The 22,223-nt window shown below is 58.6% G+C and carries 22 protein-coding genes; 16 read left to right on the top strand and 6 right to left on the bottom strand.

All coding sequences use genetic code 11. The features are described from left to right. Positions 1-5: 5 nt before the first annotated feature. Positions 6-836, top strand: a complete 831-nt coding sequence (locus tag RBB47_RS26610) for a class I SAM-dependent methyltransferase (RefSeq protein WP_305988951.1) — start codon at positions 6-8, stop codon at positions 834-836. A 51-nt stretch (positions 837-887) separates the two neighbouring features. Here RBB47_RS26610 and RBB47_RS26605 read toward each other — a convergent pair whose 3' ends face one another. Continuing rightward, positions 888-1,526 carry a VOC family protein gene (locus RBB47_RS26605; RefSeq protein ID WP_305988950.1) on the bottom strand — a complete coding sequence of 213 codons (639 nt, stop codon included), beginning with the start codon at positions 1,524-1,526 and terminating at the stop codon, positions 888-890. 122 nt (positions 1,527-1,648) lie between these two features. Beyond that, the gene (locus RBB47_RS26600) at positions 1,649-2,107 is read right to left on the bottom strand and encodes a hypothetical protein (RefSeq protein WP_305988949.1); all 459 of its coding nucleotides are present in this window, start codon (positions 2,105-2,107) and stop codon (positions 1,649-1,651) included. 190 nt (positions 2,108-2,297) lie between these two features. Here RBB47_RS26600 and RBB47_RS26595 point away from each other — a divergent pair, with 190 nt between their 5' ends. The 4 genes from RBB47_RS26595 to RBB47_RS26580 all read left to right on the top strand — a co-directional run bounded on the left by RBB47_RS26595 (position 2,298) and on the right by RBB47_RS26580 (position 6,296). Then, positions 2,298-3,449, top strand: coding sequence for an adenylate/guanylate cyclase domain-containing protein (locus RBB47_RS26595; protein ID WP_305988948.1), 1,152 nt, complete (start codon positions 2,298-2,300; stop codon positions 3,447-3,449). A 63-nt stretch (positions 3,450-3,512) separates the two neighbouring features. Then, positions 3,513-4,073 carry a GbsR/MarR family transcriptional regulator gene (locus tag RBB47_RS26590; RefSeq protein WP_305988947.1) on the top strand — a complete coding sequence of 187 codons (561 nt, stop codon included), beginning with the start codon at positions 3,513-3,515 and terminating at the stop codon, positions 4,071-4,073. A 79-nt stretch (positions 4,074-4,152) separates the two neighbouring features. Further along, positions 4,153-4,800 carry a DUF4166 domain-containing protein gene (locus RBB47_RS26585; RefSeq protein ID WP_305988946.1) on the top strand — a complete coding sequence of 216 codons (648 nt, stop codon included), beginning with the start codon at positions 4,153-4,155 and terminating at the stop codon, positions 4,798-4,800. Further along, positions 4,797-6,296 carry a TIGR01777 family oxidoreductase gene (locus RBB47_RS26580; protein WP_305988945.1) on the top strand — a complete coding sequence of 500 codons (1,500 nt, stop codon included), beginning with the start codon at positions 4,797-4,799 and terminating at the stop codon, positions 6,294-6,296. Before RBB47_RS26585 ends, RBB47_RS26580 begins: the two co-directional genes overlap by 4 nt. 65 nt (positions 6,297-6,361) lie before the next feature. Here the strand turns inward: RBB47_RS26580 and RBB47_RS26575 are convergent, their stop codons facing one another. Next, positions 6,362-6,919, bottom strand: coding sequence for a hypothetical protein (locus tag RBB47_RS26575; protein WP_305988944.1), 558 nt, complete (start codon positions 6,917-6,919; stop codon positions 6,362-6,364). Between the two features lie 216 nt (positions 6,920-7,135). Between RBB47_RS26575 and RBB47_RS26570 the strand changes: the two genes are divergently transcribed. From RBB47_RS26570 to RBB47_RS26560, 3 genes are read left to right on the top strand one after another with little or no spacing between them, the layout of a single operon-like run. Next, positions 7,136-8,092: an alpha/beta hydrolase gene (locus RBB47_RS26570; protein WP_305988943.1), complete on the top strand. Its 957-nt coding sequence runs from the start codon at positions 7,136-7,138 to the stop codon at positions 8,090-8,092. 55 nt (positions 8,093-8,147) lie between these two features. Beyond that, positions 8,148-9,032: an SDR family NAD(P)-dependent oxidoreductase gene (locus RBB47_RS26565; RefSeq protein ID WP_305988942.1), complete on the top strand. Its 885-nt coding sequence runs from the start codon at positions 8,148-8,150 to the stop codon at positions 9,030-9,032. Between the two features lie 44 nt (positions 9,033-9,076). Beyond that, a complete protein-coding gene (locus RBB47_RS26560) occupies positions 9,077-9,580 on the top strand; it encodes a nuclear transport factor 2 family protein (RefSeq protein WP_305988941.1) in 504 nt (167 codons plus the stop codon). Between the two features lie 84 nt (positions 9,581-9,664). Here the strand turns inward: RBB47_RS26560 and RBB47_RS26555 are convergent, their stop codons facing one another. The 3 genes from RBB47_RS26555 to RBB47_RS26545 all read right to left on the bottom strand — a co-directional run bounded on the left by RBB47_RS26555 (position 9,665) and on the right by RBB47_RS26545 (position 13,329). Further along, positions 9,665-10,423: a helix-turn-helix domain-containing protein gene (locus RBB47_RS26555; RefSeq protein WP_305988940.1), complete on the bottom strand. Its 759-nt coding sequence runs from the start codon at positions 10,421-10,423 to the stop codon at positions 9,665-9,667. Positions 10,424-10,500: 77 nt separating this feature from the next. Then, positions 10,501-11,637 carry an NADH:flavin oxidoreductase/NADH oxidase gene (locus RBB47_RS26550; RefSeq protein WP_305988939.1) on the bottom strand — a complete coding sequence of 379 codons (1,137 nt, stop codon included), beginning with the start codon at positions 11,635-11,637 and terminating at the stop codon, positions 10,501-10,503. Between the two features lie 678 nt (positions 11,638-12,315). Continuing rightward, a complete protein-coding gene (locus tag RBB47_RS26545) occupies positions 12,316-13,329 on the bottom strand; it encodes a hydroxyacid dehydrogenase (protein ID WP_305988938.1) in 1,014 nt (337 codons plus the stop codon). 73 nt (positions 13,330-13,402) lie between these two features. Here RBB47_RS26545 and RBB47_RS26540 point away from each other — a divergent pair, with 73 nt between their 5' ends. The 8 genes from RBB47_RS26540 (at position 13,403) to RBB47_RS26505 (ending at position 21,989) form a co-directional block, all read left to right on the top strand. Continuing rightward, positions 13,403-14,446 carry a LacI family DNA-binding transcriptional regulator gene (locus tag RBB47_RS26540; RefSeq protein WP_305988937.1) on the top strand — a complete coding sequence of 348 codons (1,044 nt, stop codon included), beginning with the start codon at positions 13,403-13,405 and terminating at the stop codon, positions 14,444-14,446. 92 nt (positions 14,447-14,538) lie between these two features. Next, on the top strand, positions 14,539-15,486 hold the full coding sequence (locus RBB47_RS26535) for a substrate-binding domain-containing protein (RefSeq protein ID WP_305988936.1): 948 nt from the start codon (positions 14,539-14,541) through the stop codon (positions 15,484-15,486). A 76-nt stretch (positions 15,487-15,562) separates the two neighbouring features. After that, complete coding sequence (locus RBB47_RS26530) at positions 15,563-16,534, top strand: ABC transporter permease (protein WP_305988935.1); 972 nt, start codon at positions 15,563-15,565, stop codon at positions 16,532-16,534. After that, positions 16,531-17,274, top strand: coding sequence for an ATP-binding cassette domain-containing protein (locus RBB47_RS26525; protein WP_305988934.1), 744 nt, complete (start codon positions 16,531-16,533; stop codon positions 17,272-17,274). The genes RBB47_RS26530 and RBB47_RS26525 overlap by 4 nt, the downstream gene beginning before the upstream one ends. A 9-nt stretch (positions 17,275-17,283) precedes the next feature. Beyond that, on the top strand, positions 17,284-18,138 hold the full coding sequence (locus tag RBB47_RS26520) for a sugar phosphate isomerase/epimerase (RefSeq protein WP_305988933.1): 855 nt from the start codon (positions 17,284-17,286) through the stop codon (positions 18,136-18,138). Next, entirely contained in the window at positions 18,135-18,770 is a 636-nt protein-coding gene (locus RBB47_RS26515) for an AAA family ATPase (RefSeq protein ID WP_305988932.1), read from the top strand. Before RBB47_RS26520 ends, RBB47_RS26515 begins: the two co-directional genes overlap by 4 nt. Positions 18,771-19,000: 230 nt before the next feature. Next, entirely contained in the window at positions 19,001-19,717 is a 717-nt protein-coding gene (locus RBB47_RS26510) for a DUF3750 domain-containing protein (protein WP_305988931.1), read from the top strand. Between the two features lie 373 nt (positions 19,718-20,090). Beyond that, positions 20,091-21,989: a PhoX family phosphatase gene (locus RBB47_RS26505; protein ID WP_305988930.1), complete on the top strand. Its 1,899-nt coding sequence runs from the start codon at positions 20,091-20,093 to the stop codon at positions 21,987-21,989. The last annotated feature ends 234 nt before the right edge of the window (positions 21,990-22,223 follow it).

Below are 22,223 nucleotides of genomic sequence, written 5' to 3'. Positions count from 1 at the left end.
GCGCCATGACCGACACACAGTCAATTTCAGACCACTGGGGATCCGGTGATGTCTATTCGAGAATTCTGCAGGCCATGCAGGCTGCCGGGATCGATCCCGAAACGGTCACGGTCGAACAGCTTGCACCGGTTGACCATTTTCACGCGCGCGGATTTCCGGCAACCATCGAACTCGCTGACGAACTGCCGATTACTGCCGGCCAGCGAATAGTCGATATCGGCTGCGGCATCGGGGGTCCGGCCAGATATCTGGCGCAACGATTTGATTGCCACGTGAGTGGTGTCGATATCACGGGTCCCTTTGTCGATGCAGCCAACAGCCTGACGGCGCTCGTCGGATTGCAGGATCAGGTCGCCTGCAGGACCGGCGACGGCCAGAACCTTCCTTATGAAGACAGTGTCTTCGATGGCGGATACAGCCAGCACGTCACGATGAATGTTGCCGACCGGGCGGCCTTTTTCGGCGAAGCCTTTCGCGTTCTGAAACCCGGTGCGTTTTTTGCGCTTACCGAACATGGCCTGGGCGTCACAGGCAACCCGCACCATCCTGTGCCCTGGTCAAAGGACGGAACCGGTGCCTACCTCATCCAGCCATCAGAAACCGTCGCGGCGCTGGAAGAGACCGGATTCTCAGATATTCAGATGCGCGGCACCGGCGACAAATACCTGGAAGGTTACAACCGAGCGATCGAACTTGCCGAAAAGGGCGAGCTTCCGGTCTTCGGCGTTCATATTCTGCTTGGAAAACAGGCACCGCAGATTGTCAGAAACGCAGCGCGGAACATTGAGGAAAACCGAACGCACCCAATTCAAATCATCTGCTCAAAACCCGGTTAGGGCACCAAGCAGACAGTTCGTCGGTTACAGCCACTCATCTATTCGCGCGGGTCAGGTCAGCTGTTTCAGTCCGGACGGTGTCTTGATCAACGCGCGGTATCTGACCCTCAGACCAAGGTCAACAGCGGGTGCACGGTCAATTGAAAGCTCTCGATAAAGCGCTGACACGTCATCAGGCTCCGGATGCTCAAGTGTCAGCGAAACGAGGCGTGCACCAAGATCCGGGATCTCGGCCATCGAGGTGGGCTCGTTCCGGTGATCGATGAGCGATGGTGCTGCCCCGTCCATTGGAAGAGTGCCGTCATCCGGAATGGAGAAGCCGAATTCCGGACGGACGAATGGCAGCGAGACTTCGTCTCCGAAGACAGAACCGTGCGTGGCAAGAAGCGTCTGGAGCGACTGAGTGGCAGCCACCCACCCGCGCAGCCGCCTGCCATCGTCCCAGTCCCTGCGCACCTGCTCCTGATCGTCCAGACCAAACCAGCGCGCACGGTTGGGCGGTGTGCCATCCGGATCGAGCGCAACAATCTCAAGATAAATCCCATCACCAAGCTGCAGCCTGTGATTATGCGTGCCCATATAGTGATGGCGCGTCCCGAAAGGAACTTCCAGACCAAGGCAGTCGCGAATGTGGCCGACACCTTCTGCCAGCGTCGGCGCGATAACCGTGAGATGGTCGAGCTTGAGCATCCGCAACACCTTCCATTTGATCGTAAGGGCAAAGAAATTGCCAATTGGGAGCGGCGGCCACTTTTTCCAGCCGAACAGCTAAGAAGCTCAGTCGGCTCTTGCCCTGTCAGCCCGCCTGTCTCTTATTCTATCCTTTCCGGCAAACCACGACCGTTGTTCCACCATCGGTTCGGGTTATCGCTTTTGGGATCATAGGCGGCCCGGCTTGCCCAATCCTCGCGCAAGAAAATCACCGGCTCCTCGTAATGATGAACATGAAGGATCGCGTCCATCACTTTTTCCAGCACTTGAAGATCTCTTTCGATCGAAATCTTCAACTCGACCATCGGGTAGGTCTCGGTGCCTCCCGCCGAAAACGTGTCGACATGCGTTGTTGTCGTTGATCCAGCTTCCGGTTGAGCGGTTTCCTTGGCGACCGCGGTGATGCTGGCATTGCGCTGATAACGTCCGAAACTAAGCGGGTGGACTTTCATAACTTCGTCCAGGATCCGGTCCGTGTCCTCCGGGAGCGTTTGGATTTCGAGCGTCCAGACCGGGACAAACGTACCGGATTTTGCCTTGTACTGACCAAGGTCTGTCACAGCATTTCCTTTTATGCAGCCGCTTATGTGTTCATATTTTGTTCTTTTCCGATTCCGCGTCAAGCACTGTTGTGCGAATTCGCCGCCGGCAACCCACGACCCGTGCTGGACAATTCGCGCAAGCGAGGGGCACATTTGACTGCTTTCTTCAATCGCACACGGCAATGCCGTTTTGGGACCAGGTGACGACATGACAAAAACGGGCATCGGACCGGCAAACCACGGCATTGTGCGCTGGCTCATGACCGAAGGACCGAAGCAGGCTGAACCTTCGGCTTTGTTGCACAGCTTCAGCCTCAAATTGCGCGAAGCGGGGGTTGAGGTCGACCGATCCACGTTGGGTGCGCCGATCCTGCACCCAATTGCAAAATCATCCTTCGTGTTCTGGGACATTGACAGCGGACCTGACCAGCGCTGGTTCCTTTACACACCGGACCAGCTGGAGATGTTGAAAGCGAGCCCCATTCACGGGATCTACACGCGCGGCGAAGCCACCTCGCTTCGGCTCGATCAACCAGGTGACCGGAGCCGTTATCCCATAGGAGAGGATTTGTGGGCCGAAGGATATGTTCAATATGAAGCCCTGCCCCTGCGCTTTTCAGATGGCACCCACAAGGTGCTGACGCTGGCGACAAAGTCCGCGGACGGCTTTAGCGAAGCGGACAAGGCCCTGATCGAAGCGGCGCTGCCGGCACTTACCCTGGTGTTTGAGGGCTTCATCGCGCGCAATACGGCCAAGACACTCATGGAAACCTATGTTGGCAAGAGAGCCGGTCTGAGGGTGCTGGACGGGGAAATCGCGCGCGGCGACGGCAGCTACATAGACGCGGTTATCTGGTTCTCGGACCTGCGCGGGTTCACCTCGCTCGCCCAGTCACGCGGCGACGACGAGATTTTGCGGCTGCTGAATGACTATTTCGGCAGCCTGACAGATGCCATTGAAGAGCACTCGGGCGAAGTGCTCAAATTCATTGGAGATGCGCTGCTTGCCGTCTTTCCACATCAGAACGATGTCAGAAGCGCCGTTGCAAGGGCTGAAGCGGCGGCGATGAAAGTCCTGGACGAAAACAAAGGCCAAAGCGGGTTTTCCTTTGGGATAGGTCTTCACCCTGGAACCGTCTTTTATGGAAACATCGGCGGCGGCAACCGGCTCGATTTCACGGTGATCGGATCGTCCGTCAACATTGCCAGCCGTATTGAGGGCTTGTGCTCCGAGCTCGATCAGACACTGCTGACATCCGCTGATTTCGTTGAAAAGTCGTCGCTGGCCTGGAAATCGATGGGAAAACGCTCCCTGAAAGGCGTCACCGAACCCTTTGAGATTTTTGCACCGGTCAATTGAGCTGAGTAAGTCCTGTTTCGAAACGCTCTTGACACTCATTCCAGTTTATCTGATATTTCTGTTATGACAGAAATTACCGACAAGAACGACGCGACGTCGAAATCGCAATTCATCCTTTACTGGGGCGATATGGGCAGCCAATGGGGCGTGAACCGTTCGGTGGCGCAAATCCATGCGCTGCTCTACCTGAGCACCGAGCCGCTGAACGCTGAGCAGATCTCTGCTGAACTGGGAATCGCACGTTCGAACGTTTCCAACTCCTTGAAGGAACTGGTCGGCTGGAAACTGATCCAGCGCGTTCCGGTGGCCGGCGACCGGCGTGAGCACTTTGTTGCGGAAACGGATGTCTGGGAGATGGCGCTGTTGATCGCCAGAGGCCGAAAAGAACGCGAGATCGATCCTGCAATCCGGGCCATCGATCTGTGCGTCACTCAGGCGGAAACCGAATCCGGGCTCGATCCGGCCGTGCTCGCCCGAATGCACGCGATGCAGGAGTTTTTGGCCACTGCTGACAAATGGTCCGCCCAGATGCTGAGCGTTCCCAAATCAAACCTCGCCGCGCTGATGAAGATGGGCAACAAGGTTCTGACGCTGCTAAAAATCGGCGGCAAGAAAACGAAATAGGGCCATCGGGGCTCAAAATTTTTTACTCGTGCATTTCTGTTTATACAGAAATAACGGATCAAACAGGAAAGGGTGGAAAATGCAGGAAGAACTTGCTGCCCGACCGGATCTTGAAACGCCGGACCACAGGTTCCGCTCGCTACTGGGCGAAGAGACCTGGAACACCCTCCCCGCGTCTGTCCGCCGTCGCTTCGGCAAACGTCTTCAAGGAGGATCGAGCGTCGTCTATCAGGGCACGGTTGTCACAATGCGCCGGAATTTCGCTGGATACGTTCTGTCGCAACTGGCGCGACTGGTTGGGGGTCCGCTGCCACACGACCTCACATCGACAGGTCAACCCGCGATCGTCTCAGTGACAGAAGACAGCGCCGGGGACGGGCAATTCTGGCTCCGCCAATACGGGCGCGCGTCGGGGTTCCCGCAGGTCATTTACAGCTCCAAACGGTTTGCCGGGCCGACGGGAATTGAGGAATACATCGGCTCCGGCATCGGCATCGCGCTGCAGGTCGGCGCCGAAAAGGATGGCCTGAGCTTCAGAAGCGATCACTACTTTCTGCAGCTCGGCGAGCGCCGGCTGCGCCTCCCCGCCTGGCTCAGCCCGGGCGCTCTCACGATCACGCACCGTGACCTCGGTGACACCCGTTTCCTGTTTTCACTCACCTTGAAGAGCCGCGTCTTCGGCGAACTCGTTCACCAGGACGCGCTCTTCACCGACAGCGAGGAATGACCATGGACAATCCCCTTCTCTGGACATTGATCTCCATTCAGATCTTCATGGGGCTTTACGACACGCTCGTTCACCACGAGGGCACGGAGCGGCTTGCGTGGCGCGCTTCCCAGAAGCTGGAACTGCGGCTGCATGGCCTGCGGAACCTATTGTATGCAGCGATTTTTCTGAGCTTTGCCTGGATTGAGCCGCATGGCGCTTTCGCCGTCACGCTGGCGCTGATCCTGTTGATCGAGGTAGTCATCACCCTCTGGGATTTTGTCGAAGAAGACCTGACCCGCAAGCTCCCCTGGACGGAGCGCATCAACCACACGCTTCTGACACTGAACTACGGCGCGATCCTGGCCCTGATTGCCCCTGTCTTGTGGCAGTGGTCGCTGTTGCCGAGTGCGGCTGTTCCGGTCAGCTACGGCTGGTGGAGCCTGCTGGCGACCGCGGCCGGTCTTGGTGTCCTTGTCTTCGCCGCCAGAGATCTGCTTGCTGCTGCCCGCAGCACACGGCTTGACCGCGGCGACCCGGCAGAACTGGTCAGGGAACTGCCGGCCCGCCGGCATGTCCTTGTCACCGGCGGCACCGGCTTCATCGGGGCCCGGCTGGTGGACGCACTGGTTTCTGCAGGGCACTATGTGACTGTCCTGACGCGCGATCCGCGCAAGGCGGGTACGCTTAGACATCCCGTCCGGGTGATCGACAGTCTCGATCGGATCCACGATGAGGACCGCATCGACGCCATCGTCAATCTCGCCGGAGACCCGATTGCAAACGGCCTCTGGACGCAAGGCAAACGGGCGCGGATCATCCGTTCGCGGGTTGCTACAACCGAAGCAATCGGCACGCTCATCAAAAGACTGCAGCGCAAACCTGACTGCCTGATCAGCGGATCGGCCATCGGCTGGTACGGGCTGCGCGGCGACGTGGTGCTGACCGAGGACGCGTCTCCTGCGCCGGCATTCACCCATGATGTCTGTGAGCATTGGGAGCAGGCTGCGCTGAAAATCGCAGCAGATGACGTGCGCGTCGTGACCCTTCGCATGGGTCTGGTGCTCGGCGTCGAGGGCGGGATGCTGGGACAACTCCTGACACCATTCGAATTTGGTGCCGGCTTCAAGATGGGCGACGGGCATCAATGGATGTCCTGGATTGAACAGGACGACCTCATCCGCATCATTGCGCACGCAATCGCAGACAAAGGCCTTGAAGGGGTGGTCAACGCCACGGCACCCGAGCCGGTCCGCAATGCCAACTTTACAAGAGCGCTAGCAAGCGCCCTACATCGGCCCGCGCTTCTGCGTATACCGGCTCCGATCCTGTCGGCAATCCTGGGCGAAATGGCCCGGGAAACCATGCTCGCGAGCCAACGGGTTGTACCGCATCGGCTGCTCGATTGTGGATTTGAGTTCCGTCATCCGGAATTGGCACCGATGCTGAAGAAAATCACGGGATCGGTTGAAGACGCGGCCCTCAGTTCCCGTTCTGAAATACGTCCTGCGGTTTGACACCGGCACAACCTGGGGAGACGCGAGGCAATTTCACCGGCGCAATCTGCCGGCCGCTGTCACGCTCACTCGATGACAACGGTCGGCAGCCAGTGACTGTCAGGGTCCCCCTCTTCAAGGTCGACATCACGAATGGGCCGCAATTCGCCGTCCGCTGGCGGCACGCCCAGCTTGTCCATGTCCATTTCGTGGAGCTTGCCGACCAGCCTGCCCTCCTGCCTTTCAAGCTTGTAGTAGACGCCGTTCCAAAGATTGATGCCGTAGTCCGTCGACCCCTTCCAGACAAACAGGAGATCGTATTCGAGGTCCGTAAGGTCCTCCTCTGAAACGCTGCGCCCGATCTCGTAAGGGTAAGGCACACGGCACCAGTACTTTTCCGGTCCTTCGAGGCATTTGAAGGGACGCATGGAGAGGAAGTGGTCGGCGAAGGCGCTGTCTTCCCAGACGATCCGATAGGCAACGCTGTCTCCGGCGTCTTCGAAGACAACCTTGGCGACCGGCTGACCTTCACCGTTCGCGTCGACGAGCCTTATGGTCTTTTCGCCGGTAAGTGTGAAAGCGCTCGCGACTTCAGGACAAAGACCCGAAGCCGCCAGCATGCACGAAACCGCAACTGTCCTCATTCGAGCCTCCCCTACGCTGCCGCAATCCCAGAAAGCCTAAAGACCTCACCAGCTTGCGCCTAGTGCACTTTCGGACAGTCCCCTCCCGCTTTCCGATTGCTCAGGTCAAAATCACAAGATTCGCATATTTCATGACAGGATCCGCGCCTAAAGGCAGGTGCTCGAACTCCCATGTTTTCCCCATCACGCTTCACCAGGCTTCAGATGGAGACGAACATGACTTCAAACGCCACCAGCACTTCATCGAAATCCGCGGCGAGTGCCGCGCACCCGGACGTCCTTACCCGCACCGTCACCTTCGAAAACGCCGGATCCAGGCTCAGCGGCACGCTTTATCTGCCTGAAGCTCACGGCGATGATCCGCTCCCCGTCGTCGTGGTCACGGGCGCCTGGACGGCGGTTGAAGAGCAAATGCCGGCGAACTACGCCCGCGCTCTGGTCGAACACGGTTTTGCGGCCTTCACCTTCGATTTCCGTGGCTGGGGCAAGTCCGGTGACTTGCCGAACGGTGTTCGCTTTGTCGAGAGCCCGAGCGCCAAAACAGCAGACATACGCGAAGCGTTCGAGTGTGTGGCAAAGCTGCCCGAAGTCGATGCTTCCAGGATCTACGGCCTCGGCATCTGCGCATCGGCCGGATACATGGTCGACGCGGTTGCCGGCAATCCTCTGGTCCGGCGCATCGGTCTTGTCGCACCCTGGCTTCAGAACAAGGCCATCGTCGAAGCAGTCTACGGTAGCGCTGAAGGTGTTGCTGCACTGATCGACGTGTCACGAGCAGCTGAAGCTTCCGGCGGCGAGATCATCACCGCTGCCGGGCCTGAAGGCGCCGAAGGCGTCCTGATGCCGATCGGTGGCTACTACTATGAAGCCGATCGCGGTGCGATCCCCGAATATGACGACAAGTGGAACAATGCCGGCTGGGAAGGCTGGCTGACCTACTACCCGGCGGACGATCCGCAACGCCTGGATAAGCCTCTTGCCGTTGTGCACTCCGAAGCCGCCGCCATTCCTGAAGGCACGCACAGGTTTCTTGAAGGTCTTGGCGGCCGGGCAAGCGCCGAGTGGCTTGAGGATGTGAGCCAGTTCGACTTCTACGACGTCCCCGAAAACATCACGCGAGCGACGAAAACGATCACTGCCCACTTTGCCGGCACCGCAGACGCTGACGTCTGAGCCTTGCCTTTGCGGTCCCAACTCTCTCCCACGTACCAGCAGTAAAGGAAACACAATGTCCGACGATATGAACACCTCCCGCCGTGCGCTTCTGACCGGTGGAGTCGCTGCCGCCGCAACGCTTGCCTCTTCGGTTGCCGTTGCAAACAGCATGAACCCGCAAGCCGCGCCGACCGAAGTCAAACCGGACGGCCGTTTCAAAGGCAAGGTGGTCGCGGTGACCGGCGGCAACTCCGGTATCGGCGCCGCGACGGTGCGCGCGTTTGCGATGGAAGGCGCTCAGGTCGTCTTCGGAGCCCGGCGTGATGAACTCGGCCGTCAGGTTGAAGCCGATATCCGCGCCGCCGGCGGCGATGTGACCTGGGTTCAGACCGACGTGCGCGATCCTGCCCAGGTCGAGCGCTTCATCAAGGCAGCAACGGAAACTTATGGGCGTTTGGATGTCCTCTTCAACAATGCCGGCATCTTCATGACGCCGAACCTTATCGAGGATATCGACGTCGCCAACTTCGAGGACATGATGCGGACGAACACCTTCGGCGTGTTCTACGGCATGAAATACGCCATTCCGGTAATGAAGGCACAGGGCGGCGGCGTGATCGTCAATATGGCGTCTGTTGCCGGTCATCGCGGTTTCCCGAACACGGCGCATTACAATGCCTCCAAACACGCAGTTGTCGGTCTGACCAAGGCCGGAGCGAAACTTGCGGCAGACAACATTCGCGTTGCGTCCATCTCGCCGTTGGCGGTCGACACCCCAATGCTCAAGGAAAGCTTCGACCACCAGGGTTTGACCTATGAAGGCATGGCCGGATTCTTCGTGACGCCGCGCATCATGGACGCGAACGAAATGGCTGAAGGCGTTTTGTTCCTCGCCTCCGACGCCGCAACCGCCTTCAACGGCATGGACCTGGATGCAACCGGCGGCCAGCTCGCCTGACAAGGCCGGTCCTGCCCAAGCCGCATGATCAAAGGAGTAACGTTATGAAACGCACACTCATGGCAGCTGTTGCCGCCACTGCACTTCTTGGAGGTCCCGCCATGGCGGATCAGACAGAAATCTTTCGTTCCATCACCGACATCGCCGCCGGCGCCGACCGGCACGACTGGGCCCGCGTCCGCAGCGCCTTTGCCGATACGGTGACCAGCGACTACACCAGCCTCTGGGGCGGTGACCCGGCAACCCAGCCTGCCGACGACCTGGTTGCCGGATGGTCCGGTTTTCTCCCCGGCTTCGACAGCACCCATCACATGGTGACCAACCACACGGTGTCGTCCATCGATGGTCAGAACGCCGTTGCCGAGGCCGACTTCACGGCCACGCACAGGATCGATGACGGGCTCTGGACGCTTGGCGGACGCTACACGTATGAGCTGACGCAGTCAGGTGACCGCTGGCTGGTCACGTCCTTGACCATGACAGCACTCTGGGAAACCGGAGACCGTGACCTCGTGGCCGTTGCCGGCCAGCGCGCTGCGGACAAGTAACGCTCGCAACGCTTGCCCGCCGCACCGGCAAGGTGCGGCGGGTTCTCTTGTTCCCGCGAGGTTCAAGTGGTACCGGGCTTACCCTTATGAGGACCGAAAGGCAGCTGGTGTAACGCTGAATTTGCGCTTGAAGTGCTGTCCGAACCGGCTGAGGTCCTGATAGCCGGCGCGCCATGCGATTTCGGCGACACTCAGCCGGGTCGTGCGCAGCAGCACGGATGCCAGATCCAGCCGCGCCGCAATTACATATTGCAGCGGCGACAAGCCGACTTCCTTTTTGAAAGCCTTGGAGAAATGGGTTCCGCTCATGTTTGCCAGGCTCGCCATAGCTGCAAGCGTGAGATCGTCTCCAAGATGATCGTGGATATAATCGAGCACCTTGCGCAGGCGGGCATCCTCGATACCCGTGTGCCAGTCCGGTGCCGGTTGGATCACTTGAACGACCTGGGCGGCCAGCGCGCGATGCATGGTCTCCCGATAAAGCGTGCCGTTTCCTTCAAACGCACCGGCTTGCAGGCAAAGCCCCAGCAACAGCGGGTCGATATCGCCAACAATTGCCTGAAAGTCGGTCCCTGTCGCAAAATCGAATTCCGCCAGAAGCGCATCGCTCAGGCTGACGGTGACGAACTCCAGCTCGTCATCATATTCACAAACGCCCTCGCTGCCAGCAGGGAGTATCCATCCCTGGTGCTTCTTCAGTGGGACGTGCTGTTTGAAGGCGGAACCGTGTGAGAGGCGGTGCGTCGGCTGATCGTTCAAAAAAATGCCGAGGGTCAGCGACGGAAGCGCAAACGCACCACCGCCTGCAGGCAAGACCGATCTGTCCGAAACAACCTTTGGCATGAGCAGAGTCTAGGTTTTTTTTGCTCAAATTCAATCGGCGATCGCATGCCAGGTCCTGTCAATCTCCGGTATCCAGTTCAACGAATGCCGAGTTTCTTCAACAAGCGTTCCCGTTTCATCAGCCACCACCCGGCTTCAATTGGCCAAAGAGCATGGTTCTCGTCGGTGCCAAGTCTGGCAGCGGCGTGCAGCGGCCAGTTTGGATCGTCCAGCAACTCTCTTGCCAGCGCGATCATGTCGGCTTGTCCGGAAGCAAGGATCTCTTCGCAGACGTCTGCGTCCCAAAGAAAGCCAACTGCCATGGTTGCGATCTCCGCCTCCTCGCGCAGGTGGTTTGCGAACCGGGTTTGAAACCCCTGTTCGATCACCATGCGGTGCGGGCGCTGTTTGCCGCCGATGCCGCCGCTCGAACAATCAATCATGTCGACGCCCTCCTCCTTGAGGGCTCTGGCGGTTTCAACAGTGTCGCCCACCTCGATACCATCATCCAGCCAGTCTGTGGCGGACAGGCGGAAGGCAAGCGGATAGGGATCAGGCCAGTTTGCCCGCACTGACTGGGCAACCTCCAGCGCAAACCGCATCCGGTTCTCAGTGCTCCCGCCCCAATCGTCACTGCGTTTGTTCGAAATAGGCGACAAAAACTGATGCACCAGAAATCCGTGCGCGGCATAGATTTCGATGATCTTGAAACCGGCCTCGCGAGCTCTGCGTGCCGCGTCTCCGAATGATTTGATGACACGGTGAATGTCATCCTCCGACATCTCTTCGGGAAGCGGCCAACCGTCGGCATAGGGGATCGGCGAGGGTGCGATCGCCGGCCAAGGGTCTTCACCCCGCTTCGCCACATCTTCTTCGTCCACGGGCGTTTCGCCGTGCCAGGGTCGGCGCTCGGAGGCCTTTCGGCCCGCATGTCCCAACTGAATACCCGGTATTGCCCCCTCGCGGTCAATGAAGTCGGCAATCGGCGCCAGGGATGCCACCTGATCATCATCCCAGAGCCCGAGATCGCCATGGGTCCTGCGGCCGTCCCGCTCGACAGCGGTTGCTTCCGCATAAACCAGTCCGGCGCCCCCCATCGCAAACCGCCCCAGATGCACCAGGTGCCAGTGGTTCGCGTGGCCATCAATGGCACGATACTGGCTCATCGGCGAAACGGCTATCCGGTTCTTGAAGGTGATGTCGCGCAGCTTGAAGGGCGTGAAAAGCGAGGTCAATTTCGATCCGTCTGTTTCAAAAGCTCTGGGGAAATGTTCAGGCAGCTACAAAGCGGCTGCCCGCGAAGGAAACGGGATTGTAACCGCTTCTCCGACATGCAGAAATCAACCGCGCGTGAAGGGATCATCAGTTGGCGCGCGGGACCACGACTCTGCCGCGGGTTTCTCTCGGATCGTCGCTCAGCGCTGCGATTTGCTGGATACGGGACAAACCACTTTTGCAAACTCACGCAACCTCATCCTGAGGAGGGCCGCAAGGCCCGTCTCGAAGGATGGCGACGAATTCGGAGGTTGCCGCTCATCCTTCGAGACAGCGCTCAAGCGCTTCCTCAGGATGAAGGTGAAGGTTTTCTCACCGCGCGCGCCTCATCAGGAACCTCCACACGCTTTCGCTAGGTGGCCCCGGCTCGGGGCTGCGGAGGTGATGGCATGCGGTTCGGTTTTGTTGTCACCCCGGACGCAGCGCAGCGGAGATCCGGGGCCTACTCGTTTGCAGAGGCAATGTGATGAGCGTGGCACGATCGCGGCCGTTTTAGACCCTCCGGCAAGCCGACAGGTGAGTAGGCCCCGGCTCAAGGCCGGGGTGACGGCGCGTGTTTGGCGTACTCTCTCGATGAACCTTGATGCACTCTTCCGGATCTTACCTGCGCGGAAACCCAACGTTTCAGATCGACGGGCTCAGGTGAACTCGACCGGTTTGCTGTTCAGGCGTTGGACGGTTTCAGGTTCCGCGCGACGGCACGCAACCGGAGGCAGGCCTCTTTCAATCTGTCCAAGGTCTTCAAGCGTCAGGGCGCCGATCTGATAAAGCGCGGATGTCAGCGCTCCGGCGCGGTGTGCTGAAAACAGGATCCCGGGAACGTTTCGGATCGGATCGTTTTCCGCGACCGGCTCTTCTGGAAATACGTCTGTCGCGATGCGCAACCGACCACTTTGAGCCTCTTGGGCAAGCGCACCAAAGTCAGCGATCGCCGCACGGCTCAGCAAAATGAGCATGGCGCCGTCCTGCATCAGGGACAGTTTGTCTGCATCCAGAAGATGCGCGTTCTCGGTGGTGATGGAGGCGACAACGAAGACGGTTCGGCACTGACCGAGCACCTGATCCAACGAAGCAGGTTCAACGCCGAGACGCCTCAAGTGATTGTCGGAGAGCCACGGATCGAAGGCAAGGACCTCCGCCTGGAACGGCAAAAGGAGTTTGTGGAGCGCCCGGCCGAGATCTCCGAAGCCGACAAAGCCAATGCGGCTGCCCGTGAGCAGCTCCGCATCTGCATTGCCGTCAAGGCCGTAGCTTTCCCGGCCTGCCACAAAGTCTGCGTGAGCTGTGTGAATACTGCGCGCAAGCGAGAGAGCCATACCAAGCCCCATTTCCGCAACGGGCAGAGCAAAGACGGATGCGGGCGTCAGAACATGAATGCCCCTGCGAAAGCAGCCGGCGTAGTCGACATTGGGCAAAAAGTTGGTTTCGACATTGATGATCGCCCTTAGGTTCGGAGCCTGATCAAGCCGTTCCTTGTCCATCGGTTGCTGGCTGATCAAAACGTCCGTGCTTGGCAAATGGTTCCGGTAGGCGGCCTCCCGGTCGCTTTCATCCACCTCAACCACTTGAAAGTCCGAAAAGAACCGTTCCCTGTCTGCATCGCTGAAAATCTCTTCGGTCCTGCGTGGGGCCGGGTCGTAAAGAATGCGCATCACCGCTCCTCCCGAAAAACGATTTACAACATAAAACGTTTTTTCTAACATTCGTGCAAGGAGGAGATGATTGATGCCCGAAAAGGCCGCAAAAAGGCAGCCGGGATCGAGACCGTCCATTCGCGATGTCGCGCGCAAGGCCGGCGTTTCGCCAGGATGCGTGTCAAACGTGATCAACGGCAGGCGCAAGCTGGACGATCCGATCGGACGTGCCGTTTTGGAAGCGGTCAATGAGCTGGGCTACAGGCGCAACACCATGGCGTCCAATCTCCGGCGCAGCCAGAGCCGGATCATCGGGCTGGTGATCCCCAATTTTGAAAATCCCTTTTTCGCAGAGCTCGTCGCGAAACTTGAGCAACGCGCCGAAACCACCAATTACCGGATCGTTGCAACGTCCAGCCGGGAGGATCCCGAAACCGAGGCGCGGGAGATCGATGAACTCGTCGGCTGGCGCGTAGCAGGTGTCTTCGTGATCCCTTCCTTGAGCTCCCGCGCGCTCAACCTTGTCAGCGCAAGCGAGACCCCTTTCGTCTTTCTCGACCGTATCCCTCAGAACGCGGCAATAGATGGTGTCGGCGTCAACAATGCCGAGGCCTGCGCATTGCTCATGCGGCATCTCTTCGAAGCAGGGCACAGCAGAATTCTCGTTGCCTATCTCGGCGATGGCATTGCCAATGTCGCTGAGCGGCTGGACGGTGTGCGCAACGCCGTTGCTGAACATGAGCAACCCGTGACGGTCGATTACCTGCCGACGGGCGACAGCATTGAGGGCGCCCGGGCGGCGCTTGACGCTTATTTCGACCACAACCCGAAGCCGGATGCCGTTTTCTGCCTGTTCAACACGGCGACGCTCGCAGCCTATGGCCTGCTGCAGCAGCGCGGCTTCGTTCTCGGCAAGGATATGGCTCTGGCTGGCTTCGACGACAGTGCCTGGATGGCCCATGTCCATCCGCCGGTTGCCGCGATCGTTCAACCCATCGAGGAGATTGCCAAGGTCGCCTGGGAACGGCTTCTGGCACGGATCGAAGGCGACACATCGGCGCCGGAGACAATTCGCATCAATTGCCGGCTGGAAGCACGGGAGTCGCTCGCTTCCGTCGAGACCCAGGCCGGTTAACAGAACGCCGCCTCCGCAAGTGCGGTCGGTGAATAAAGAGAAGGTGACGCAGAAGCGCCGGGTAAACAGAGACGAATAGAGGAGGAAAGCAAATGTTCAAGCAGTTGACTGTAACCGCCCTTGTGGCGCTGCTGGCCGTTCCGGCACAGGCTGAGACCTATGGTGTTCTCATGAAAACCCTGTCGAACCCATTCTGGGGCGCAATGGAACTCGGCGTCAGGGACGGTGCCAGCGAAGCTGGTGTCGAATACTATCTCCAGGCCGTAGAAAGTGATCAGGCCGCCGAACCGCAACTCAATGTCTGCAACACCATGCTGGAACGCCAGCCGGACGCCATGATCACGGCTGCGATCAATTCAACGATCCTTCTTCCCTGCCTGAAGAGAGCAACGGAAATGGGCATCCCGGTTGTTGATCTCGACGGCAATCTCGACCACAAGATCGCCACGGATGCAGGCGTAGACATCGCCTTTTCGATCGGCTCCGACAACGTTGCAGCCGGCGCACAGGGCGCGGAATGGCTGGTCAGCCAGGTCGGTGCGGATGCCACAGGACCGGTGCTCGTCATTGAAGGCCTTTCGGGCAACGTGACCGGGCAAAAGCGTGCGAACGGTTTTTCCGAAAAGCTCGCGGAATTGGCACCCGGGCTTGAAATCGTCGCCTCGCTTCCCGGTGACTGGGACCGCGGCAAGGCAGCCAACATCACCAACGACATCCTGACCTCCAATCCGGAACTCGTTGCCATTTTCGCAGCAAATGACGGCATGGCGCTCGGCGCGGTTGAAACGGTCTATGCCGCCGGCAAGGGTGACCAGGTGACGGTGATCGGTGTTGACGGCAATTCCGATGCGGTGAAGTCGATCAAGGCAGGCCGTCTGAATGCGTCCGTTGCGCAGCTTCCCTATCTGGTCGGCAAACAGGCCGTCGAGATGGTCAAGGCTGGCGGCGACCAGCCGGACTGGGTTTATGTCCCGACAATGGTTCTGACCCAGGAAGTCCTTGAAAGCGGGTCCGACCCGATGCTCGAATACGTCAAGTAACATCGACAATGCGGGCCTCGGGATTTAAAGCAAAAAATCTGGTTGTATCCCCGGCCCGCATTTTCCGGGTGGGCAAATGCTGAAACTTCTTGAAAGAACGCATGTGCGCGCGGAGTCGCTCGCTGTGCTTCTCGTGCTGGTCGTGGTGATGGCAATCCTGTCGCCTGTGACCGGGTCAGGCGTCCGGGTCTTTTTGACCGCAAACAACTTCTTCAACATCATTCTGGCGAGCGCGACATTCGGCATTCTTGCGATCGGCGCGACCTTCGTCATCAGCTCCGCCGGCATCGACTTGTCGCTCGGGTCCGTACTTGGGCTAGCGTCGGTAACCGGGGCAGCCCTCGTCGTGACGCTTGAACTGCCCTGGTACTTCGCGATCATCGGATCGCTCGGTGCCGGAGCTGCCGCCGGTGCAGTCAACGGGTTCATTATCACCAGAGGCCATGTGCCCGCGTTTATCGTCACCCTCGGCATGCTTGGCATCGCGCGCGGGCTGGCGCTGATTATCTCCAGCGGACGCGGGATCTACGGACTTCCTGAGGAAATCCTGTTTCTGGGCCAGGCCCGTCCTTTTGGCGTCCCGACCCCTGTATTCATCATGCTGTTCGTCGCACTCGCCTCTCACTACGTGCTGGCTCACACGCCGTTCGGCCATCACACGCTCGCACTCGGCGACAACGAGAATTCTGCACGGGCGACCGGGATAAACATCCGGCGTCAGCGTATGTTGCTCTATACGATTTCCGGTTTGATGGCAGGCATCGCCGGCCTGATCTTTACAGCACGGGTCAATACCGGTGACCCGACGGCCGGCCTGAACTACGAGCTCCTGGCCATAACCGCTGCGATCATTGGCGGCACAAATCTGTTTGGCGGCCGGGGATCGATCCTAGGAACGATGATCGGCGCGCTTATCATGGGCGTGCTGCAGAACGGGTTAAACCTGATGGCGGTCCAGGCCTACTACCAGCAGATGGCAATCGGCGCCGTCTTGATCGCAGCCGTCTGGCTCGACCAGATAAGAACCAGGGGGAGGTCATTGCAATGAGCCTTCTGGAGCTTTCCGGGGTCGAGAAGAGCTTCGGCGCGGTCCAGGTCCTCCACGGAGTGGACCTTTCGGTGGACGCTGGCGAAGTGATCGGTCTTGTTGGTGACAACGGGGCCGGAAAATCAACGCTCATGAAAACAATCACGGGCGTCTATACCACCGACAAGGGCCGCATCACCTTCAACGGGGAGGACGTGACTTCAAGAACTCCCGGTGAACGGCGATCCAGCGGTATCGAGATGATCTATCAGGACCTTGCGCTCGCGCCGCAACAGGATGTTGCCAACAACATCTTTCTGGGAAGAGAACCGACCAAGCGCTTCCTGGGCGTGCTGCCCGGTTTCGTTGACAAATCCAGGATCGACCTTGAAGCCCAGGAAATGGTGGACCGTCTCGGCGTTCATGTCCCGTCGATCGATATTCCGGTCGGAATGCTCTCCGGGGGCCAGCAACAGACCATTGCCATTGCCCGCGCGCTGACGTTCAAGCCGAAGCTGGTTATCATGGACGAACCGACTGCGGCCCTCGCGGTTCGCGAAGTGGAAAGCGTTCTGAACCTCATTCGCCAGATGCGCGATGAAGGCATCACGACGATCCTGATCAGCCATCGCCTGAACGATGTCTTCGAGGCCTGTGGCCGGATCGTCGTACTTCGCCGCGGCAATGTCATTGCCGATCTGAAAAGGGACGAAACCGACATGGCCGAAGTCGTCTCCTATATTGTCGGCGCACACGGATAGGACAACTCTATGCCACGCCTTGGACTTCACAGCCTTGCCTTCACACCGCTCTGGAACCCGGGTGACGCGGACAGACTGCTGCCGCCTTTGACCGCACACGGGGTTACGGTTATCGAAACGCCTCTTCTGGACCCGAAAAACTATGACAGCCTTGGCACCAGGCGGGCAGCAGAACGCAACAATGTCGAGATCGTCTGCTCGCTGGGACTACCGGCAGAGATCGACATCGTCCAAAGACCTGCCGAGGCCGTTGAGTATCTGGCTTTTGCACTGCAGGTGGCCAGAGATGCCGGGGCCGGCTCCTTGTCGGGCGTCACTTATGGCACCATCGGCAAGACCAGCGGCGCACCGGTTACCGAGCAGGAAAGCGATGCTATCTGCCGGCTTGTCGAGCGCGTCGCGCAAAAGGCCCGCGATCTCAACATGCGGCTCGGGCTTGAACCCTGCAACCGCTACGAAACACATCTGCTCAACACCGCGCGGCAAACAGCTGAAATCATCGAGCGCGTCGGCGCGGAGAATGTCTTTATCCACCTGGACACCTATCACATGAACATCGAAGAAGCGGGCATGGAAGCAGGTTTAGCCGATGCGGTTGAGCACCTGGGTTACGTTCACCTGTCGGAATCAAACCGTGGGGTGCCCGGCAGGGGCACGCTCGACTGGGATGCGACCTTCAAGGGTCTTTCGGAAGTCAGTTTTCAGGGAACCATGACTTTGGAGAGTTTTGTCTATCTCGCACCCGAGATTGCCGCAGGTCTCGCGGTCTGGCGGCCCGTAGCGGACCGGCCGCAAGACGTTGTCGACATTGGCCTGCCCTTTATCTCGGACAGGGCAAAGGCGGCGGGGCTTGATCTGTCGTGACGGGATCTGCGCAAACCACACTCAAGGACCTCGCCGACGTCATTGCCAAGCGCGGAGCGGAAAGCCGAAGTATAACAGCCGTGTGCGGTCCACCGGGATCAGGCAAATCGACCTTGGCGGACAAGCTTGCGCAAATGCTGAACGAAGCGGACCCCGGCAGCGCCGCGGTCTTTCCCATGGACGGCTATCATTTTGATGACCTGATCCTGAACGCAAGGGGCTGGCGTGCGCGAAAGGGTGCTCCCCACACATTCGACGTGGGTGGCTTTACGCAAATGCTGGAGCGGTTGAAGCGAAACGAAGATCCTGAAATTGCCGTTCCGGTCTTCGATCGCGACATAGAAATTGCGCGCAACAGCGCCCGGATCATTGAGCAATCCGTACGCCACCTCATCGTGGAAGGGAACTACCTGCTTCTGAATCAGGATCGCTGGAGAGGGCTTTTGCCGCTATTCGATACAACGGTTTATCTCGATGTTCCAATGGCGGAACTTGAAAGGCGTCTGGCGGATCGCTGGCAGGATCTGACGCCGGAGGACCAGCACAAGAAACTGGCCGAGAACGATCTCCCAAACGCAAAGCTTGTGGCGTCAGAAAGCAGTGCGGCGGAGTTTATCCTGCAAAGCAACTGACCACGCGGTCACAGGAAATCAAGACGAAGATCTTGCGCAGTTACAGTTGAGACCGTCGGCGCAGCGGCGTTCTCATCGCGCAACGAAAAACTTGAGCCAGACAAGAATTGTTTATTTGAAAATGCGTGGAACAAGGCCATCATCTGCGTGTGATGATGAATGCCAAGCGACCTTTCGGACCTGTCTTTTCGCTCACGCTGCGTTTTGGGCGTCGGCTGGTGCTATTCCTCTTGGCAGTTTTCGTCCTGCCTGCCCTTTTGCACCTTGGCGTTTGGAGCCTGACGGAAAGGCCTGACGGATGGCGCCATGCGACCTGGTCCAGCGCCGGCATTCTGCCCCAGTCGCCCGCGGCGCATGAAGCCGAAATTTACGTCTTTACAGCTCGCACCGGCGGTCTCAAAGGAGCATTCGCCACCCACTCCTGGCTGGTGCTCAAACCGGTGGGTGCGACCCGGTACGATCGCTATGATGTGGTCGGTTGGGGCAACCCGGTGCGCAAGAACGCCTATGATGCGGACGGTCACTGGTACTCCAACAAACCGGTCATCAATTATCGGCTGACCGGAGACAAGGCAGAAAAACTCTTGCCGCAGGTGGAAAATGCCATTGCGGACTACCGCTGGCGCGAACGAGGCGACTACAAGATTTGGCCGGGGCCAAACTCCAACACGTTCGTGGCCAGCGTCCTCAGGCAGGTCCCCGAGCTTGCCGCGTCCACTCCGACCACCGCAGTCGGGCGGGATTTCCCAGAAGACGGCAGATGGTTCGGACGCCGCAAGAACGGTGCTCTCTACGCCACTTTGGGAGGTTATTTCGGCGTTGTCCTTGGCGGTGGCACAGGTCTGGAAATAAACTTTCTGGGCCTTGTGGCCGGCATCAATCCCAACGCGCTGGAAGTGTCTGTGCCTGCCTTCGGAGCCCTCCGTCTGTCGAACCTCGACAGTTAAAGCCCGTTCGAATGATGTAGGGCCATATCTGAGCCCGAAGACGCCGAAATCTCGAAAAAAGAACTGCCTTGATGACGTTCTGGCAGCAGCGTCTTCTACCGCTTTAACCCCTCGCCTTTTGAGAACCCCGATGCGTGCGGCTGCAAAAAAATCTCTTAACATTGACAACGTCATCGATCCGTCATCAAAGTTAAAAAAAACACACGCTATACCAGAACACATCTGAGAAACGCTGCGCCTGCCGAACAGGCGCGGGGCGTGGTTTTTCAATCGCTTGGAAAAGCATGTGTGCTTTAGACGGGGTCCGGGAGGACAGCAGCGTTTTCGAAGAAGCAAGCTAGTCTTTGTCTTGATAAGCCAGCAGGGAAATTCCATGAAAGATAACCAAAAGCACACGCTCTCGTTCGACGAATTCGACGAAATGATGAACCCGCGCCCGGAGGAAAACGATTTCGATCGGATCGTCGAAGCAGCCATCAGCCGCCGCGGATTTATGGGCGGCGTCCTTGCCTTCGGCAGCTTTACAGCTCTCGGCGGCAGCATCACCTCCGCTGACGCTGCTTCAAACCGGTTCTCGTTCAACCAGATCGGTTCTTCCACTGCCGACGACGTCATCGTTCCGGAAGGCTATAAGGTCGACGTCATGATGCGCTGGGGCGACCCGATGTGGTCGGATGCTCCGGATTTCGACGAAGCGACACGTGGTACGGCGGCAAGCCAGGAACGTGCCTTCGGTGACAACACCGACGGCATGGACGTCTTCCCGCATGAAGACAAGATGCTTCTTGTCGTAAACAACGAATACACCAACCGCGCCATCATTTCCCCGAGTGCCGAAGACGGTCGCATCGTGGGCGCTGACGAAATTGCCAAGGGCATGATGGCTCATGGTGTTTCGGTTGTTGAGGTCGCCAAGATCGACGGCAAGTGGCAAATGGTGAAGGACAGCCCTTACAACCGCCGCATCACACCAAATACCGAAATGGAAATCACTGGTCCGGCGGCTGGTAATGACCTTCTGAAGACGGATGCGGATCCGACTGGCACCAAGTCGCTCGGAACCTGGAACAACTGCGGTAACGGCAAAACCCCTTGGGGCACCTATCTCGCCTGTGAAGAAAACTTCAACGGATATTTCTCGTCCAGCGAAGACGTCAAGGACGACAATCCCAAGTCCATTACACCGGGAATGAAGCGTTACGGTGTGAACACCACAGACTGGGGTTATGGCTGGGCAGAGATCGACGAGCGCTTCGACGTTGCCAAGCATCCGAATGAGCCCAACCGTGCCGGTTATGTCGTCGAAATCGATCCGACCGATCCAACGTCGACACCGAAAAAACGCACTGCTCTCGGCCGCTTCAAGCACGAGAACGCCGAAGCTGTCGTCAACAATGATGGCCGTATTGTTGTCTATATGGGCGACGATGAGCGCGGTGAGTTTGTCTACCGCTATGTTTCCAACGGCGTTTATGCACCAGGCGCATCAACAGATGAACTGTTGACCGATGGTGTCCTTTATGTCGGCAAGTTCAGCGACAACGGCACCGGTACCTGGGTTGCTCTGACGCCGGAAACCACCGGCATGGACCAATCCGAGATCCACATCCACACCCGTCAGGCCGGTTCGGCTGTCGGCGCCACTACGATGGACCGTCCAGAGTGGATTGCAGCCAATCCGAAGGCACCTGAGATCTATTGCTGCCTGACCAACAACAAGAACCGTGGCGTCAAGCCGAACGCCGGCGGTGACGACACGTCTGTCAACGGTCCGAACCCGCGCGCGGAAAACAACTACGGACAGATCGTACGTTGGCGTCCGGACGGTGGTGATCACACGTCACCGGGTTTCACCTGGGACCTCTACGTCCTTGCAGGTAATCCGACCGTGCATTCCGATGCCTACGCCGGATCCTCGAACGTCAACGCCGACAACATGTTCAACTCGCCGGATGGCCTGAAGTTCGACTCCAACGGTCTGGTCTGGATCCAGACCGACGGCAACTACAAGAACGAAGGCGACTTTGCCGGTCAGGGCAACAACCAGATGCTGGCGGGCGACCCGGTCACCGGTGAAATCCGCCGCTTCATGGTCGGCCCGAACGAGTGCGAGATCACCGGTCTGACCTGGAGCCCGGACCGCCGGACCATGTTCGTCGGCATTCAGCACCCGGGCGAACGCGGCAACAGCCACTGGCCGGGCGGCGGTGAGAGCGTTCCGCGCTCCGCGATTATCGCCGTTACGCGTGAAGACGGTGGCCTCGTCGGCTAAGCACCCTTTTCTCAAAACAACCGAATCGGCCGGTCTCGTACCGGCCGATTTTTGTTTACGCGCTCAAAAATCAGATCAAATCCCCGCAACTTTTGCCAATGGACGACGCTTCCTGCACGCTCTGATCTAAAGAAATAGCGCCCTGAGGGCTCATACTGTTGCACCAAAATGACACATTTGAAGAAATGAACCAGACGAGCCGTTTTGCGGCCAATCTTTACTTGTTCCTAAATC

Origin of the sequence: Roseibium sp. MMSF_3544 (assembly GCF_030732845.1) — a bacterium.
Lineage (GTDB): Bacteria > Pseudomonadota > Alphaproteobacteria > Rhizobiales > Stappiaceae > Roseibium.
Note: the sequence above shows the minus strand (reverse complement) of the source record. Positions and strands in the feature narration are given on the sequence as shown.